The sequence below is a fragment of the Chryseobacterium jejuense genome (assembly GCF_900100075.1).
Taxonomy (GTDB): Bacteria; Bacteroidota; Bacteroidia; order Flavobacteriales; family Weeksellaceae; genus Chryseobacterium; species Chryseobacterium jejuense.
Genome location: NZ_FNEG01000004.1, coordinates 151,218 through 170,885, shown reverse-complemented (window position 1 = coordinate 170,885; position 19,668 = coordinate 151,218). Strand labels below are relative to the sequence as shown.

Here is a 19,668-nt window from a genome sequence, read left to right as displayed (position 1 = left end):
GATATTGTTCTCTCCAAAAAAAGGTGGTTTGTTATTTTTATGGATTTACAGTCAACGTCAATCCGTTGCAGCTTTGTCCTCCTGCCATTATGTTTACTGAGGTCGTTCCGGAAGCGGTAGGAATACCATTGATGTTATATACCAGGTTTCCGGTTCCTATGCTGAAGTTTCCTGCTGTAAGAGCGAACGTTAGCCCATTTTGTGTGAAACTTTGTGCAGAGTAAGTTCCGCCATTGCCATCTGTGTAGGGGATTGTGAGTGTCCCTGTATAGGCAACTCCTTGATTAGCCGTTGCAGGACTGAATGATGCTGAGGAGCAAGTAAATCCTGATACGATACCGGACGCTGAGTCCAGGCAGCCGGACCATTTTGGAGGATCATCTTGGTATGCTTTGATGCATTGTTCAGATACATCAAAGACCAGCATACCTGGTTGTGGGTCGTCGATAACTGTGGTATTAGAGATCCTATTCAGATAAAGAGCTTTGTTGTTAGCACCAAGGTCCAGGTCAGAGCTTGGGTGTGGAGTTGCAGTTCCTATACCAATCTGGCAATAGGAAAGGATTCCCAGCATAAGTGCAATGCTGGTTATTATTCTTTTTAAAATATTAATGGATTTCATTTAATGATTTTTTTATTATTTCAGAGTACACCAAACCTTAGTATTGATGGCTTGTTGGCATCCTGTTTTACAGGGAAGAAGTCATTTGGCAAAAATTATGACTGTTTCTAAAACCTCAACCAGAACATAATACTTTAGTAAGGTTTGGTGTTGTTGTACATTTCTTTTATTGCCCGTATTGGACGATGTTTATCACTCCTGAATGCAGCGTACGGATTTAGCCTTATCTATTTCAGTATTACCTATGCCAGGTCCGTAAACAACACTATTCATTAAAGTGTTTGTGGCGTTGTATGTAGCATTATAACCATCTGCTGCTGAATAGACGGGAACGGTTGGATTAAATATTGCTGTATTATCAATACCCTCTCCGGCATAAGTTAATTTTAACTTTTTGGTTGTTGAATATAGCCCACCACTGCCGGAAGCTGTGATTTCTGCCTCCCATTCTGCTTTTACAGGCACTTTGAAGCCTTGTGGACAAGGATTGTTGGGGGAAGAAGCCAGCCATCTGTTTCCTGCTGGTGGTACAGTAGCTGATGTCCATTCACTAGGAACGTGACTAGGTGCTGAAAATATTCTATAAGGATAGGTGGGGGTCCAGGTTGCTACCTGTCCATATACAACTCCAGATTTAAAAGTCCCATAACTTGGCGCACTAATATTTCTTTCCATAAGTTCATGTCCGTCGGCTTTTCTGCCCCATTGCAAGAGGGAACCCATAGCATTTACATCTGTGGTACTCGTTGCCTGCTGGGTAAGATTAAATGCCGGATGATTCAGATTAGCATAATTTGCCCCAAGGTTGTTGTTCAGCCATATTTTACCGTCTTCCGCCTGTATTGGTAAGTAAAGGAAGTTGTGCTCATATTTGTCGGCATTGTCTATTTGCCCAAACATCCTGTCCGGTATGCCTGGTATGTCACGCAGCTGATAAGTGGTGAGTGCACCGGCTTGGTTGTATGGATATTGGAAAGTACCTAATAACAATCCCAGATAATCATTCCCTATTCCTGCATTAATGTCTAATTTCTTGGCATTCAAAGTTCCGCCAATAGCTTTGAGGGTAGCGGTAACTGAGGTGTTAGAGGTCGTAAGAGTCTGTGCAGCCCAGGATAATTGTACCTGTCTGGATATACCATCCTGTGTAAAATTTGCTGGAATGGTAATCGTATTACTCCATGCTGCAACAGTCCCGCCGCTTCCTGTTACAGTAGCTGGAATATAAACTGTAATACCTGTAGTAGTAATGCTTCCCTGTACATCAACCAAGGTGTCTGGACTACCATTAGCATTGATGGTAGCAGTGCTGGCAGGTGCTGTAGGAGCGGTGTAAGGCAGATAGTCATTGTCATATACAGAAGCTACCCAATAACGGCTGTTTTGTGCTAATGTAACAGTTCCCGGCAATACACCGCCAGGATTGCCTGTGGCCGGATTTACCACAAGTGAGATAGCATTAGCTCCGGAACAGCTTTGTCCTCCAATAGTAATATTTACCGCAGTGGTTCCTGCTGTGGCAGGAGTTCCGGTAACATTATAAACCACATTGCCATCTCCGGTAGCAAAAACACCTAAAGGAAGGTTAAAGGTGAGTCCGTTCACGGTAGTGGTTTGTGCAGGATATATTCCGCCATTACCTCCGGTGTAGGGAACAGTTAATGTTCCTGTATAAGGCTGACCCACTGTTGCAAAATTTGGAGTAAAATAAGCGCCAGCACAATTAATACTTGTAACTGCGCCTGTAAGTCCGCTGTTTCCTATGATACATCCTGACCATCCTGCCGGATTACCCTGGTATGCTTTTACGCATTTATCCGTGAGATCATATATAACCATCCCGGATTGTGGGTCGTTGATTACAGAAGTATTGGCCACTCTATTCAGGTAGAGGGCCTTGTTGTTGGAAGCCAGTTCCAAAGAAGCACTGAGGTGCGGGTTGGGTGTATTAATTCCTACTTGCCCAAAAACAGGTAGGCTCATAAGGAATGTTGCTAAGAAAATTGTGTTTTTTTTCATTTTAAAAAGGGTTTTTAAAGTTTTATGGTAGGATAAAACCTGATGTGTTTTTATTCTTTCAAGTTTTTTTTAAGACGTGAGTTTGTAGTACTGATTATTGATGTTGTTTCATCATATTCACATTGGTTTAGAGTATGATACTCTTTACTTTATGATTTGAAATATCATCATCTGTTTTATTTGGGTCAATACATGATACTCCCTGTTCGCATCGGATAAGCCCGGCGAAATGGATGAATCATGCTGAATTTTCGTTGAATAAAAAAATGGAAACTACCTGATGAATTGAATTAAATGGCAGCCCTTTTGAGGAATGGTGGTGGGCGGTTGAAACTTTGGAAAACAATGAGATTGGAAAACCATTGATCTTTATGAGTTTTTTTTAGAAAAATGTCCAATAGACTCACTAATGCTGGTGTTTTGTTTTCGAATCCAAGCAGAAAGAATTTCATCGTATGCTGATTGGGTCTTACAATCTGTTTATCATTATCAGAAATAGCCAATAGGGATTTTTCTGATGGTGTATTCCTGATGAAGATTGATACGGCTTTATGACTGTTTTCAACTCTTTGAGAAAAAATCTTCTCTTTTTTGGACTTCCTTTTATTGGATGTGGTAAAATTTTTTCTTTTGAAATTTTTCTTTATTTTTTCCCTTTTTGGGGTTGAAGCATATATTTGTTCTATACCTGAAACTACGGTTCCCTCAGATATAAATAATGCAGTTGATGAGGGATCGGAATTGGATGAAGAAATCTCATTATGTTTACAAACAGCCTGTACGATCTGAAAATTCACCAGCAAAAAGATCAATAAGAAAAACCTTCTCCCTCCAAATAAATGTAGAGAGAAGTGTTGGTTCATCATGTTATTTTCAGAATCGGTTAGCATTTCTATGCAATATTATAACTACGATAATGCCTGTACAAGCTTAGTATAGGAATAATTCGGAAAGATTCATATGCTGTTTAATCTATTTTACAATTTTGATGTACTGTAAATCAGTGTGTTGTATTTTTTTAATGTATTTGTGTGTAATTAAAAAAATCCCAAATAGGTATTTGTATTTTTGGAGTATATATTTCATTAAATTTGCTCAAATGATAATTACGAATGGGTGAGTTATGTGAAAGAATCAATATAATGAGGGTTCGTGATGTATTGAAGCTAAAAGATGAGTTATTATGAATTTTTTAAACAAAAAATAGATAATAGACCTATGATAGTCGCCTAAGTTTCTTTATCCTAATATAGATGTTGGTATCACTGGTTGTTTTCCCTTATTAAATCTTCCCTTTAAAAATTAATTCCAATTTCCAAATGAAAAAAATCTATTTATTTTTTATCCTTTTTGCCTTTTATGCAATATCTGCTCAACATATAAAAGAAGTGGGCGCTGAATCTATTACAAAAGATGTAATTATTAAAAAACTGAAATACATTAAAGAAAATGGAGACTCCATAGATTCAAAACAACAGGAAAGCATGTTGCTTCAACTAAAAGAAGCATCAGAAAAATTAAAGTTTGAAAATGGGGTCTTATTAAGTGGTGATTATTTGATGAGTGCATATGGTATGCAGGACAAAAATAAGGAGATTGTTGAATTGGGTAATGAGCTGAAAAAAATAGTTCAAAATAAGCATGAGGATCCTACTGGGGTTATGTCCAGCATATATAGGAAGAATGCGTTGGCACTAATGTATCTAGGCCTTGATAGTGCCAGTAAGAAGGATGTAGAAACAGCCATTAGATTGGCAAAGACCATAAAGAATTCTGACAGAAAATACCTGAGATTAACGCAGAGCTATATGGACTTGCATTCTTACTATAACAGCATGAATCATCAATTCCAAAAGAAAAGATACAAAGATTCAACAGTGTACTATCTTAATAAAGCATTGGAAGTAGGTCTGAAAATAAAAGATGATAATGGCGAGATCTCTAATCAGATTAAATATAACGAAGTCATTTTTATCTATACCCGTTTAGGCATATTTTACCTAGAATATTCCGATGAAAAAGGTAATTTGGAATTATCAGAAAAAAATCTTCTGAAAGCAGAAAAACTTCAGGAGAAAACGAATGCTTTGCCTATCCGCTCACAAACCACGCTTTTGAATCAATTGAGCTGGCTGTATTTGGAAAAGAAAGAATATCGAAAATCTATTGATTATGCCAACCGTTCATTACAATTGGAAAAGCATCATGAACGTCCATCTTCAAGAGTAGAGTCTTATGAGTTTCTTGCTACCTGTTATATGGAAATTGGTGAAAAGGAGAAGTCCAAGTACTATATGAGGAAATATACTAATCTTAAGGACAGTATAACCATTGCAGGTAGGACAAATGCAGATACTACGATAAAAAAGATGGTTGCAGAGGTAGATAAAGGACATCAGGAGAATTCTAAAAAGCAACTAATTCTCACCGGTGTCCTGGTTCTCATAGCTATAATAGTGAGCATTATGCTTTGGAGAAGAAAAAAAAGAATCATTCACAAGAAATACGAAGAATTGATTGCTAAGATCAATGAGGATGCAAAAGAAGTGAAGGAAACAGAGGTATTACCTTATATTAAAAATAATGAATCCAAATCCTCCATTGTCATTACTGATGAAACGGTAAAAGCGCTGCTCAGTAAGCTTGAAAAATTCGAGAAATCAGAGAAATATCTTCGAAAGGATCTGAGTCTTACCTGGATGTCCAATAATCTCAATACCAATCCAAAATATCTTTCGGAGGTTATTAAGATTTACAGGGAAAATAGCTTCACCAGTTACATCAACGAGCTACGGATCAACTATATCATCAGGAAGCTTTATGAAAATCCGATATATAGAGAATACAAGATCACTTATTTGGCAGAGGAATGCGGATATACAACCCCGAAAGTATTTGTAAATGCTTTCAAAAAAGAGACAGGTTTTACACCTTCTTACTTTGTGGAACAATTAAAAGTTTCTGCATAAATTTTCAATCCTTTCATGTTTTTTGACTGTCAGGATCATGAAAAATACTAGTTCAATATAAAATATCATCTTATGGCTAAAAAATTACTTTTGCGAATATCCCGGTTTGTTTGGTGGGGCAGTAATCAGTTTTTTCAAAGGTTGTATACCACTTTTATTTCTTTGTTATTTTTCCTTTCTTTTTCCATTGTAAATGGTGCTTCAATTTCATGTCCCGGAAATGAAAATATAGACCAATTAATAGATCAGGGAACCGCTCTTAATAACAACGGAAAAAGTAAAGAAGCTCTAGCACTGTTTCAAAAAGCAAATGATCTTGCTAAGGCTGTGGGATGTGAAAAAGGAGAATTGAATGCAACAAAAAATATAATGTTGATCTATTCCCAGGACTATGATTATAAAAAGGCTTTGGAAATATCAAACAGAGTCAGAGAGTTGGCAGTAAGCCAGAAAGATTATAAAACCTTATCTATTTTATACAATAAAAGAGCAATATTGCATGAAAATCTGGGCTTATATGATGTGAGCTTAAAGGAATATGAAACCGCGCTGAAATATGCAAAACTGATTCCTGAAATCAATCAGAGGTATTATCAGACTTCTTTGGTGTATTACAACATGGCACCGTATTACCAGGGACGCTCGGATGAAAAGGCCCTGTATTCTTTGGAAAAAAGCAGGGAAGAAATCTTAAAAGTAAGTGATAAAAGTAAAGATGTTCCTTTAGAGGAAAAAATTGATATGTTGATATCAGTCAATATGAACTTGGGAATTCACTACAGGGATGGCAGAAATAAAGGAAGGGATGTTAAGCTGTCTGAATTCTATTTTATGGAAGCTTTAAAACAACTTGATATTATTAAAGGAGAAGTAAATCCGGAGACAAAAATAGATTTGTATCAGGCACTTCAGGAGTTTTATCAAATGAAAAAAGATTACCAAAAAGCAATAGAATATGGAGAGAATATGCTGGCTTTGGAGAAGTCTAACAGCATGCCTTATAACCGGAGAGTAGGATATATGGTACTGGCAAAATCGTATCTGGGACTCGGAGACAGCCCAACCTCTCAAAAATATCTAGATCTTTTTTCAAAATTGAATGACAGTATTAATTCCATAGAAAAGGAAGCCGTAGAAGTTCCTGTTAAAAAGATTATTTCAGAAACTAAAATCAACGGAGAGAAAAAGATCAATAGAATTGTTATTATTTCTGTTGTTATCCTTAGTCTTATAACCGGAGGAATGCTGATCTATCGAAGAAGAAGCAATAAGATTATTCATGAAAAATATAAAGATCTTATTGAGAAAATAAGTCAGGAAAAAAAAGAAAATAAAATAGAACCAATAGTAGAGCGAAATAATGAAATAAAATCCTCTATTACCATTACAGATGAAACCGTAAAAGGCTTACTTCTTAAGCTTGAAAAATTTGAAGCCTCAGAAAAGTATCTTCGGAAGGATTTGAGTCTTACCTGGATGGCCAATAGTCTTACGACTAATCCCAAGTATCTTTCGGAGGTTATAAAAATCTACAAAAATCATAATTTCACCAGCTATATCAATGAACTTCGGATTAATTATATCATTAAAATGCTCTACGCCAATCCAATTTACAGAGAGTACAAGATCGCCTATCTTGCAGAAGAATGTGGATATACCACTCCACGGGTATTTGTGAATGCCTTTAAAAAAGAAAAAGGGTTTACTCCGTCCTATTTTGTGGAACAATTAAAAACTTCTGCATAGGTTTACATTCTGACCTAAAAGAGGATACAACAAACCTTAATTGTCTTTATTTGCTTTGTTTTAAATGGGTGTGGTGTATATTGTTGATTTTTAGTATTTTATTTAATATTTTTGTTTGAAAATAGGAACCTTTGAAGCTAAATCATCATCATTTTTATTGAATTGTTTTAAAAAAATACTTTAGGGATCATTTCGATTCGGAATTTGATTAATTTGCATCAAAAACTAAATCATTATGTCCGGACAGAACAGTCTAGATTTTCACAAGAAAATCACCCTCGCAGGATCTCTGATCGCTATAGGAATTGTATTCGGTGATATTGGAACCTCGCCATTGTATACCCTCAATGCTGTTTTTCACAATAAAATGATCACAGAAGCCATTGCTCTGGGTAGTTTGAGTTGTATTTTCTGGACCCTTGTTTTCCAGACCACCATCAAATATGTCCTCATTACACTACAGGCAGACAATAAAGGAGAAGGTGGAATTTTCTCGCTTTATGCTTTAGTAAGGCGGTTTAGCGGCAAGTGGCTGGTGTTTATTGCTATGGCAGGGGGTGCTTTTTTAATGGCAGACGGAATCATCACTCCACCCATTTCCGTTTCTTCAGCGGTAGAAGGAGTTCAGGCAGTGGTTCCTGGTTTTAATACCGTTCCTGTTATCATCGGAATTTTAGTATTACTTTTTATTTTTCAACAGTTTGGAACAGATAAAATAGGAAAGGTTTTTGGCCCGGCAATGATTATCTGGTTTGGATTTATTGGTACTATAGGGATGATGGCAATAGGGGATAACTGGGAAGTTTTCAGAGCTTTAAATCCCTATTATGCCTATCAGATGCTGGTGAATGAACCTAAAGGATTCTGGCTTCTGGGAAGTATCTTCTTATGTACAACCGGAGCAGAGGCTTTATACAGTGATATGGGACATTGTGGAAGAAACAATATCAGATTTACCTGGATCTTTATAAAAGTGGCGCTTATTCTTTGCTATGCGGGCCAAACAACATGGCTTTTGAACCATGTAGGAGAAGAAGTGGGAAGCTTAAGTCCTTTTTATCATATTGTTCCCAAATCAATTTTCTGGGTAGCATTATGTATTGCAACACTGGCTACCATTATTGCCTCTCAGGCCTTGATCAGCGGGTGCTTTACATTGATTAATGAAGCCATACGACTTAATATATGGCCCAAACACATGGTACTTTTTCCAAGCAATGTAAAAGGTCAGCTTTATATTCCTGCTATCAACTGGTTTCTGATGTGCGGATGTGTAGGAATGGTGCTTTACTTCAAGGAAAGTACCAAAATGGAAGCTGCATTTGGTCTGAGTGTAACACTTACGATGTTAATGAGTACCATCTTAATCAATGCCTACCTTCGTATAAAAAGAGTTCCGTTTATATTGAATATCTTAATTACAGGAATCTTTTTAGCCATTGAGTTAAGCTTTTTAGCAGCCAATCTTCAAAAAGTAAAAGAAGGCGGGTGGATTACGCTGTTGCTTGGTTTTTCATTATTCACTGTGATGTATATCTGGTGGAGGGGAAGGAAGATCAAATCGGATATCCAGTCATTTGTCAAATTTTCAGATTACCTTCCATTGCTAACCAAGCTGAGTACCGATGAAAAGCTTCCGAAATATGCTACCAACCTGGTTTATCTCACCACTTCAGACTCTGAAAAAAGAATTGAAAAAACCGTGATGGATTCAATCCTGAAATTCGGACTTCCTAAACGAGCGGATATCTATTGGTTTGTACATGTCAATATCCTGGATGAGCCTTATGCACAAAAGTATTCTGTAGAAACTATCATCAGAAATGATGTGTATTATGTTCAATTTGATCTCGGATTTCGTGAAGACCCAAGAATTGGATACTATTTCAAACAAGTGGTTAATGACATGATCGAAAACCATGAAGTAGACGTTGAAGATTCCCTGGAGCAGGCTTATCAGCAGAATAAAATTGGTGATTTTAAATTCATGATTATGGATAGCTTCCTTTCTTACGATAACAGAATGCCGTTCTGGAAGAATTTTGTGATGAAAGGCTACTATAACCTGCGCTACCTTTCTGTAAAAGATTTTATCAATTTCGGACTAGATAAAAGCCATATTGAAACAGAGAAATATCCTTTAGTGGTGGTTCCGTTCGCAGAAAACAAACTTGAACGGAAATGATATAGGCTGCTGATGTTTCTATCACATTCAGTACTGTTTTTCTAACTATAATTCAATGTAATGCTCAGCAAAAATCGAAGATTTTTGCTGAGCATTACTTTTTTAAGACGTATTTCTACAAAGACAATACAATTTTACCAAACAAAGATCTTACAGTTATTTTTTATTCAGCTATTTCATGATCCATAATAAAAATATACTTTTGCATTCGACGATATAAAATCATAATAGATCTTGTTGTCAATTAAAAAACTAAAAACCTAAACCTGAAAACTAATTAAACCATGAACACACTCATTGTACGAATTCATCATAACACATTGTGTCCAACAATGTAAATCTTACTAAGTCCTCACAGTGCCTGTAGCATCAAGTCGTATTTTATCAATAGGACTACCAGATTATTTTTTCAAATCAAAAAAGAGATACCCCAATAATTAGGTATTTCGCTATTGATTTGGAGAAAAGTAATGCTTTTGGGACTGTTTGAGGAGGCTGAAAATCAAAGAATTTAATAATAAACCAATCAATTTTTATACGATCATGACAAAAAAACTACTAATCATTGCCTTCGCAGGCTTATCAAGTACTATGGCTTTTGCAGCCGATTTATATGTTAGAAACAGCGGAACCGGTGGAGCTTATTCTACGGTAAGTGCAGCTATTACTGCAGCTTCAGATGGAGATAGAATCATCATTCAGCCCAAAGCCAATGGAGATGCTTATACAGAAAACCTCATCATCAACAAATCACTTACTTTTGTTTCCGAAACCAATTATAGCAGGTATTTCATTAAAGGAACCATTACCATCAATCCGGCTGCAGGAAGAGTGATAACCATCAGTAACTTGACTTCGGGGAATTATACAATCAATGATGTAACGGTTAACGGACCTGCGTCCGGAGGAAGAACCACCATCAACCTTTGGAATTGTGATTTGAATAATGTGTATGCTAACCAATCCAATGTAACCACAAATATCTCAGGATGTATTGTTAGGGGAGCCCTCAATTTTTCTCACGGAAGAGCTACAGCTAATAAAGCACAGTTTATTACTATACGCTCTAATTCTAATCTACAGGAGTCTTACATGGCGACGTCTGATGTTGAGGTTTATGGTAATATCGTTGAGAATGTAATGTCTTATACACAACCTTTTTATGATTTTAAATTGTATAATAATTTTTGCAGCCGTATATCTGTGCATGGGATTAAAACAGGAGGTTCTAATGAAATAATTAATAATACGATCTATGACACAAGTGCTGGTGATGTGGCTCCTTTATGGATTAGCATGAATAATAGTACAAGTACGGGAAATATTGCCATTATGAACAATGCTATCTCTTTTGTGATAGGGCAAACTAATTCTTGTATTAGTAATAACAGTACTAATGTTAATATAACAGCCAGTTACAATCTATCTACCAATCCTTTTGTAATCGATGGAACTATGACCCAAAGTAACAATTCAGGATCTGTGAATATGAATTTTAGCAATACAGCCTACACGGTAACCGGAATGAATGTAAATGCAGGAAATCCTGATGTAAAATACACAGATTTAGATTTAACCAGAAATGATGCAGGGCACTATGGAGGTTCTAACAGCTGGGCTAATTATTGGCCGGTAAATGTTGGTAATAAACCTCAGGTAAATTATTTAGCAACTCCAAGAACTATCAGTGGCGGTACTTTGAATATCAACGGATCTGGTTTTTCTAAATAATTTCTAATGATATAACAATATGAAAAATTATATCTATAGTATAATAGCCTTGCTTATGGTAATACTGTGCCCGGCACAAGTATTTGTAAGCCAGGCCGAATATTTCTGGGATACCGATCCCGGAACAGGAAACGGAACCGCGGTATTAGCTGCGGATGGAAGTTTCAACAGTGTTTTCGAGCAACTTATTAAAACAGATATTGCTACACCAGGTAATGGCTTACACAAATTCTCTGTCCGTATCAAAGACAATACGGGCGTTTGGGGACCAGTTTTCACCAATGTTATTGATGTTCAGCAACCTGTAACATCAAATGTGATTTCTCTTTCTCAGGCCGAATATTTTTGGGATACCGATCCTGGAAATGGAAACGGTACTCCGGTATTAGCTGCAGATGGAAGTTTCAACAGTGTTTTTGAGCAACTTATCAAAACAGATATTGTTACGCCAGGTAATGGCTTACACAAATTCTCCATCCGTATCAAAGATAATACAGGGGTGTGGGGACCAGCTTTTAGCAATGTTATTGATGTTCAGCAACCTGTAACATCAAATGTGATTTCTCTTTCGCAGGCCGAATATTTCTGGGATACCGATCCGGGAGAAGGAAACGGTACCCCGGTATTAGCTGCTGATGGAAATTTCAACAGTACTTATGAGCAACTGATTAAAACAGGTATTGCTTTACCTTCTAGTGGTTTGCACGTTTTCAACATTCGTATTAAAGATAATACGGGAGCGTGGGGACCAGCTTTTAAAAATGTTATTAATGTAGAAACTCCAATACCTACAGGTTGTTGGCAAAGTTTGAGTGCAGGAGGTGAATATTCATTAGGAATAAAAACAGATGGAACACTATGGGCATGGGGTAATAACCAGAATGGACAATTGGGAGATGGAACCTCAATTTCAACAAATGTTCCTATTCAAATAGGAACAGCAAATAATTGGGTGAAAATAGCTGCTGGAAGTTCTCATGCTTTAGCGATTAAAGCAGATGGAACTTTATGGGCTTGGGGTAAAAATGAGTATGGCCAATTAGGGGATGGAACTAAAATGAATAGATTTACTCCAACTCAGATAGGAACAGGAACAAACTGGCAAAGTATTAGTGCTGGACTTTATTCTTCAATTGCGATCAAAACAGATGGTACGCTTTGGGGCTGGGGACATAATTATTATGGGCAGTTGGGAGATGGAACAATTTCACCTAAAACTGTCCCAACACAAATAGGAACAGCAACGAATTGGCAAAATGTACAAACAGGTTTATCACATACTCTTGCTATTAAAACAAATGGCACCCTTTGGGCATGGGGATATAATAGTACCGGTCAGCTAGGTGATGGGACTACATTAGAGAAATACACTCCAACACAAATTGGGGCAGATGCGAATTGGCAAAGTATAGATGTTGGGAATATGCACTCTGTAGCACTTAAAACAGACGGAACCCTTTGGGCATGGGGTTATAATACTTCTGGACAGGTAGGTGATGGAACCAATGTGTATAAAAATATTCCTACACAAATCGGAACAGCGTCCAACTGGCAAAATATATCTGCTGGAGGTAATTTTACTTTTGCAAATAAAACAGATGGTACTCTTTGGAGCTGGGGATCAGCTGTAAATGGAACATTAGGACAAATTCCAGGATCCCAATCCCCTGTACAAGTAGGTTCTTTGTCAGCAAGTAAATTGATCGCTGCGGGGACTTATCATGTTCTGGAAACAAATACAAGTGGTGCTTTAAGAGTTTGTGGACGAAATGCTTCTGGAGAATTAGGAGACGGAACAATTGGTCATAAAAGTAGCTTTATTTCTATTGAATGTCCTTCAAACTGTGCTCCTCCAACACAATTTTCAACCACTAATATTACCTCTTCAGCAGCTACTATTAAGTGGATAGGATCAACGCCAGCTCCCAATGGAGGGTATTTGTATTTTTATAGTACAAATCCAATTGTTGGAGGTATAGATGGAGTTACTACAAACTCTACAGTAGCAAATTTAAGCAGTCTGTTACCTAATACGACTTACTATTGGTGGGTAGCTTCTCATTGTGGAACCAGTAGAGGAAGCTGGATATCCGGAGGGTCCTTCAAAACACTTCCTGCAACTTCTACGGGATGCTGGAAAACAGTGTTAGCAGGAGATATTCATTCAGTAGGAATCAAGACGGATGGAACATTATGGACTTGGGGAGGTAACAATTCTGGCCAGCTAGGAGATGGAACCAGAATCGATAGAGTTACTCCAAACCAAATTGGTGCTGACAAAGACTGGGCAATTATTGGTACTGGAGAAAACACAACATTTGCCATAAAATCAAATGGAACTCTTTGGGCTTGGGGAACAAATTCAGAGGGACAATTTGGTGATGGTACTAAAATTAGCAAAACTGTTCCAACACAGGTAGGAACAGAAACAGACTGGGTAAGTGTTACAGGAGGTTTTGTTTATACAGTAGCTTTAAAGTCTAACGGTACCCTTTGGGCTTGGGGAAATAATAGCAATGGTCAGCTGGGAGATGGAACTAACGTTTCAAAAATAACCCCAACACAAGTTGGAACAGACAATAACTGGCAAAGTGTTGTCTGTGGACAGTATCATAATATTGCAATCAAAACAGATGGAACATTGTGGACTTGGGGGCTTAATGATAAAAGCCAGCTGGGAGATGGAACCCAAATAAATAGAAATACTCCGGTACAAATTGGTACTGCAACTGATTGGAAAAGCGCTGGCGGAGGATGGCATCATTCTGTCGCATTGAAAACAAATGGAACATTATGGGCATGGGGGCAAAATGATGCTGGTCAACTGGGAGATGGATCCACTACTAATAGAACCACTCCAATACAAATAGGAACGGCTACTGATTGGAGAACTGTTACTGCAGACAAATCCGATTCCTCAGCGGGAATTAAAACAAATGGAACCTTCTGGGCATGGGGCAGTAATTATAATGGACAATTAGGTGATGGAACTAAAGTTGATAAATTGAGCCCAACTCAAATAGGAACGGCTACTGACAGAAATATCATTTCAGCAAAGAGGCTTAATCGTCTTATTCTAAGTAATGATGGACTTTTATCAGCCTGTGGTGCTAATTTCTTTGGCCAGCTAGGAGATGGTACATTGATTGACAGAAAGATTTTTATTCCTGTTGCTTGTCCTCCAACTTGCAACCCTCCAGGCCAATTGCAGTCTTCTAATATCACTTCTACAACAGCTGCCCTTAGTTGGACGGGAGTAGATCCTATTCCTAGTGGTGGCTATTCATATCTTTATAGTACAAACCCAGTTATTGGGGGAATAGAGGGAAAGACATCTAATACGGCAGCCAATTTGACCAATTTACTGCCTAATACCACTTACTATTGGTGGGTGGCATCTAGTTGTGGATACAGCCAGGATAATTGGATACAGGGTGGTTCTTTTACTACACTTCCTACTTCTGCAACAGGCTGTTGGGAAAGTGTAAGCTCAGGTTCTTTTTATTCGGTAGGAATTAAAACAGATGGAACACTATGGGCATGGGGTGATAATGCTAATGGTAAACTGGGTGACGGAACTGCAGTCTCAAGAAATACTCCAACACAAATCGGAACCGGAAATAATTGGCTGAAAGTCTTTGCAGGAGACGAGCATTCTGCTGCTCTCAAAACAGATGGGACGTTATGGACATGGGGAGCTAATTCAGAGGGGCAATTGGGTAATGGAACTACAGCTTCCAGTCATAGTCCGGTGCAAATTGGAACAGCAACAGACTGGGTGAGCATTTCTGTTGGAAATTCGTACACATTAGGAATAAAATCAAATGGTACATTATGGGGCTGGGGATATAATGGAACTAGTCAATTAGGAGATGGTACCATCATCCGTAAAACTGTACCTGTACAAATTGGTACAGCCAATGATTGGAAAATGGTCACAGCAGGGATACAACATACTCTTGCCATCAAAATAAACGGAACACTATGGGGCTGGGGAAGCAATGGTTATGGAAGATTAGGTGATGGAACTTCATCTTCAGGATCAGTTGTATCAACCCCTATTCAAATCGGAACTGCTACAGATTGGAAAACTGTGAGTGCTGGATCTTTTCATTCTGTAGGAATGAAAACAGATGGAACATTATGGGTTTGGGGAGATAATTACGAAGGTCAATTAGGCGATGGAACCACAACCCTTAAAAGCGTTCCGACACAAATTGGAACAGCAATAGACTGGAAGAGTGTAGCTACTAATCGTTTTAATTCTTCTGTAGGAATTAAAACAGATGGAACATTATGGGCATGGGGTAGAAATACTTATGGACAGTTAGGCGATGGAACTAAAACTAGCAGACTTATTCCAACACAAATAGGTACAGCTACTGATAGAAAAATGGTTTCAGCAGGACCATATACTAGACTTACTATCAATAACAATGGATTTTTATCCGCCACTGGCCGTAATGAATACGGACAGATAGGGGATGGAACAAATATTGATAAGCCGATTTTTGTACCTGTTGCCTGTCCTACAAGCAATTTAGCGGTTACAGAAGTTTCAGCAAAAGAAGATAAGCTGAAAGTCTATCCAAACCCGGTACAGGATATTCTTACAATCTCATACGATCAGAAGATTCTTTTTGTAACGGTTTACAATGCAGCAGGACAGCTGGTTCTTACAAAAGCAATTAATGATATAAAAGGAACAATAGATGCTTCCGGATTTGTATCAGGGGTTTATTTAGTTAAAATAAATGCTGTTAATGACTTTGTAAAAACAGTAAAAGTTATCAAACGATAAATTCAATGGTTACCGATAGTAAGGTTTAAAAACTTGGTAACCTAAATCTTTTCCGAATAGATAGCGTCACTTATTTTTAAGTGGCGCTATTTTTATATTCTATTTATCCCATGAAAGGCTGTATTATTGTCATTTATTTTAATAATATAATTAACTTTTTTCAATGTTTTTAGCACTAATATAGAAGTGAAATTTTGATTATTTGCTGACTATTTGATATCCCATAATAAAGATATATTTTTGTGTCGAACAACACATAAAAGCATAATGAATGATCGTGTTGTTGTCATTAAAAACTAATTTACAATATCATGAAGAAAAAATTATTAATGATTGTCTTAACAGGCCTATTCAGTATTATGGCTTTTGCAGGAGGTCTGTATATTAAAAATTTCAAAACCAATGGATCGGATTCTATCGATCATGATGTTACACTTCAACCCAAAACGAACAAGATACCCAAACTTATTGATGGATTGAGCCAGGATAGCTCTACTCCCGAAGGTTTTCTTACTACATTTTCCACAACTATAATAGGCTGCTGGCAAAGTTTTAGTGCAGGAAGTGGACATTCAGCAGGAATAAAGACAGACGGAACATTGTGGGCATGGGGAAATAATATGTATGGGCAATTAGGGGATGGAACTACGGTTGGAAGAAATGTTCCTATCCAAATAGGAACGGCCAATAATTGGTTGAAAATAGATGGTGCATCTAATTATACAGTGGCCATCAAAACAGACGGTACGTTATGGTCATGGGGAATGAATACTTATGGAGAACTAGGTGATGGAACTACTATTGATAGAAGTTCCCCAGTTCAAATCGGAATAGCAACCAACTGGCAAAGTATTAGCACCAGAAGTTCTCATACGTTAGCTATAAAAACAGATGGAACCCTTTGGGCATGGGGACGTAACTTCAATGGACAACTAGGAGATGGAACTAATACTGATAGAAATACACCAACTCAAATCGGAACAGCAACAGATTGGGTAAGTATTGCTACAGGAGCTAATTATACATTAGCTATCAAATCAAATGGAACTCTTTGGGCTTGGGGTGGAAATTTCTATGGTCAACTGGGAGATGGAACTACAAATGATAAAGGTGTCCCTACTCAAATCGGAACAGCGACTAACTGGAAAAGTGTTGATGCAGGAAATCAACATTCGTTAGGACTCAAAACAGATGGGACGTTATGGACGTGGGGTGTAAATGAATTTGGACAATTAGGTGACGGAACGACTACTGATAGAAATATCCCAACACAACTAGGATTGGAAACCAATTGGCTCAATATATCTGCCGGATTATTTTTTTCTTTTGCAAGCAAAGCAGACGGAACCCTTTGGGCCTGGGGGCAAAATGCCCAAGGAAGATTGGGAACTGGATCAACTACATCTATTATTACAGCACCTACCCAAATAGGCTCCTCTACAGACAATATGCAAATTTCTGCCGGAGACCATCATATTCTCGTAAAAAAGGATGATGGCTTTTTAAAAGTTTGTGGAGCAAATAATTATGGACAATTAGGGGATGATACAAACAATTCAAGAAATACATTTGCTGATATTGGTTGCCCTTCAAATTGTACTATTCCAACACAATTTTCAACAACTGGTATTACTTCTACAATGGCTACCATTGGTTGGGCAGCGTCCACTCCGGTTCCTAATGGAGGTTATGTATATCTCTATAGTACGAATTCAATTGTTGGTGGTATAGAGGCATCTACTCTTTCTGCAACAGCAAATTTATCAAATTTATTATCTAACACTACTTATTATTGGTGGGTGGCTTCTCATTGCGGATCCAGTCAGAGTGATTGGGTGCAGGGAGGCTCCTTTACTACACTTCCTACAAATGCAACAGGCTGCTGGCAAAGTGTGAATTCGGGATATTTTCATTCATTAGGCATCAAAACAGACGGAACACTTTGGACGTGGGGACGTAACAATTTTGGCCAATTGGGAGATGGTACAACAAATTCAAAAAATACTCCAATACAAATTGGATCGACTACAAATTGGAAAAATGTTGCTGCGGGCTATTTTCATTCAGTAGGACTCAAAGCTGATGGAACATTATGGGCGTGGGGTAGAAATAGTTATGGTCAATTAGGAGATGGAACAACAACGGACAGAACTATTCCTACACAAATCGGAACAGCAACAGACTGGATTAGTATTGCTACAGGAATAGATTATACATTAGCTATAAAATCAAATGGAACACTTTGGGCTTGGGGATATAATCAGACTGGACAATTAGGAGATAATACAACCATCAATAAAACTGTCCCAATCCAAATCGGAACAGAAAATAATTGGAAAATGATTACATCTGGTGGGGTGAGTACTTTTGCTATAAAATCAAACGGAACACTTTGGGCTTGGGGAGATAATCAGAGTGGGCAACTAGGAGATGGAACTACCATTGAAAAAACGACTCCAACACTAATCGGGACAGCTACGAATTGGAAAGATATTGCTGCCGGAAGTTTACATTCAGTAGGAATTAAAACCGATGGAACACTATGGGCATGGGGTAGAAATGAATTTGGGCCATTAGGAGATGGAACTACTATTGATAAATACATTCCAACACAAATTGGAACTGCAACAGATTGGCAGAGCATTGAAGCCGGTTTTGAACATTCAATAGGACTGAAAACAAACGGAACACTATGGGCATGGGGAGATAATATCCTTGGGGAATTAGGAGATGGAACAACAACTAACAGACATGTACCTACACTTATTGGATCAGCTACTAATGTACAAAGTTTTATAGCAGGGATGTTTAATACATTTGTTATTAATACCAATGGCTTTTTATCAGGTTGTGGTTATAATTCTTATGGTCAGGTGGGAGATGGTACAAGCATTCAAAAAACAATTTTTACACCTATTGTTTGCTCTACAAGTAGCTTAGCAGTTCAGGAAATTTCAGCAAAAACAAATCAGCTGAATGTCTATCCAAACCCTGTAAAAGATATTCTGACGATCTCATACGATCAAAAGATTCTTTTTGTAACGGTTTACAATGCAGCAGGACAGCTGGTTCTTACAAAAGCAATTAATGATACAAAAGGAACAATTGATGCTTCCGGATTTGTATCAGGGGTTTATCTGGTTAAAATAAATGCTGTTAATGACTTTGTAAAAACAGTAAAAGTTATCAAACGGTAAATTTTATGAGTAGGAGTGTTGAGGTTTAAAACCTTGGTAACCATATTCTTTTCTAAATAGATAGCGCCACTTAAAAATAAGTGGCGCTATTTTTAAATATTCTACTGAGCCTAAATTATGCTTAATTAACTATTTGATTACCCGTAATAAAAATATACTTTTGCATCCAACAAAATAAAAACATCAGTAATGTACTGTTGTTTTAGTTCAAAATTTAAAAACAAAACCTGAAAACCAATTAAACCACAAAAATGAGTGAGCTACACTGTATTTATCTTTACCCTTTCATCACAACTCATTGTTTCAACAATATAAAAGCAGTAATAAGTACTCAAAATTTTTTTAGAGTTAGAAATCATATCCATTCAATTTCATTCTGAAAAATAGGTTCAAATGAT

At 37.4% G+C, this 19,668-nt stretch carries 9 protein-coding genes; 6 read left to right on the top strand and 3 right to left on the bottom strand.

The window, feature by feature from the left end:
- Nucleotides 1-37: 37 nt before the first annotated feature.
- The 3 genes from BLS98_RS13155 to BLS98_RS13145 form a co-directional block, all read right to left on the bottom strand.
- The gene (locus BLS98_RS13155; RefSeq protein ID WP_089736970.1) at nt 38-622 is read right to left on the bottom strand and encodes a hypothetical protein; all 585 of its coding nucleotides are present in this window, start codon (nt 620-622) and stop codon (nt 38-40) included.
- 192 nt (nt 623-814) lie between these two features.
- Nucleotides 815-2,641 (bottom strand): hypothetical protein, encoded by a 1,827-nt coding sequence (locus BLS98_RS13150; protein WP_089736969.1) that lies wholly within the window; start codon nt 2,639-2,641, stop codon nt 815-817.
- 290 nt (nt 2,642-2,931) lie between these two features.
- Complete coding sequence (locus tag BLS98_RS13145) at nt 2,932-3,507, bottom strand: hypothetical protein (RefSeq protein WP_139166114.1); 576 nt, start codon at nt 3,505-3,507, stop codon at nt 2,932-2,934.
- A 453-nt stretch (nt 3,508-3,960) separates the two neighbouring features.
- Here BLS98_RS13145 and BLS98_RS23590 point away from each other — a divergent pair, with 453 nt between their 5' ends.
- The 6 genes from BLS98_RS23590 to BLS98_RS13115 all read left to right on the top strand — a co-directional run bounded on the left by BLS98_RS23590 (nt 3,961) and on the right by BLS98_RS13115 (nt 19,270).
- The gene (locus BLS98_RS23590) at nt 3,961-5,610 is read left to right on the top strand and encodes a helix-turn-helix domain-containing protein (RefSeq protein WP_228425220.1); all 1,650 of its coding nucleotides are present in this window, start codon (nt 3,961-3,963) and stop codon (nt 5,608-5,610) included.
- 72 nt (nt 5,611-5,682) lie between these two features.
- Nucleotides 5,683-7,356, top strand: a complete 1,674-nt coding sequence (locus BLS98_RS13135; RefSeq protein WP_089736967.1) for a helix-turn-helix domain-containing protein — start codon at nt 5,683-5,685, stop codon at nt 7,354-7,356.
- 235 nt (nt 7,357-7,591) lie between these two features.
- Nucleotides 7,592-9,541: a KUP/HAK/KT family potassium transporter gene (locus BLS98_RS13130; protein ID WP_089736966.1), complete on the top strand. Its 1,950-nt coding sequence runs from the start codon at nt 7,592-7,594 to the stop codon at nt 9,539-9,541.
- Between the two features lie 543 nt (nt 9,542-10,084).
- Entirely contained in the window at nt 10,085-11,272 is a 1,188-nt protein-coding gene (locus BLS98_RS13125; protein WP_139166113.1) for a right-handed parallel beta-helix repeat-containing protein, read from the top strand.
- Nucleotides 11,273-11,291: 19 nt separating this feature from the next.
- Entirely contained in the window at nt 11,292-16,073 is a 4,782-nt protein-coding gene (locus BLS98_RS13120; RefSeq protein ID WP_089736964.1) for an RCC1 domain-containing protein, read from the top strand.
- Nucleotides 16,074-16,384: 311 nt separating this feature from the next.
- Nucleotides 16,385-19,270: a T9SS type A sorting domain-containing protein gene (locus BLS98_RS13115; protein WP_089736963.1), complete on the top strand. Its 2,886-nt coding sequence runs from the start codon at nt 16,385-16,387 to the stop codon at nt 19,268-19,270.
- Nucleotides 19,271-19,668: the final 398 nt, after the last annotated feature.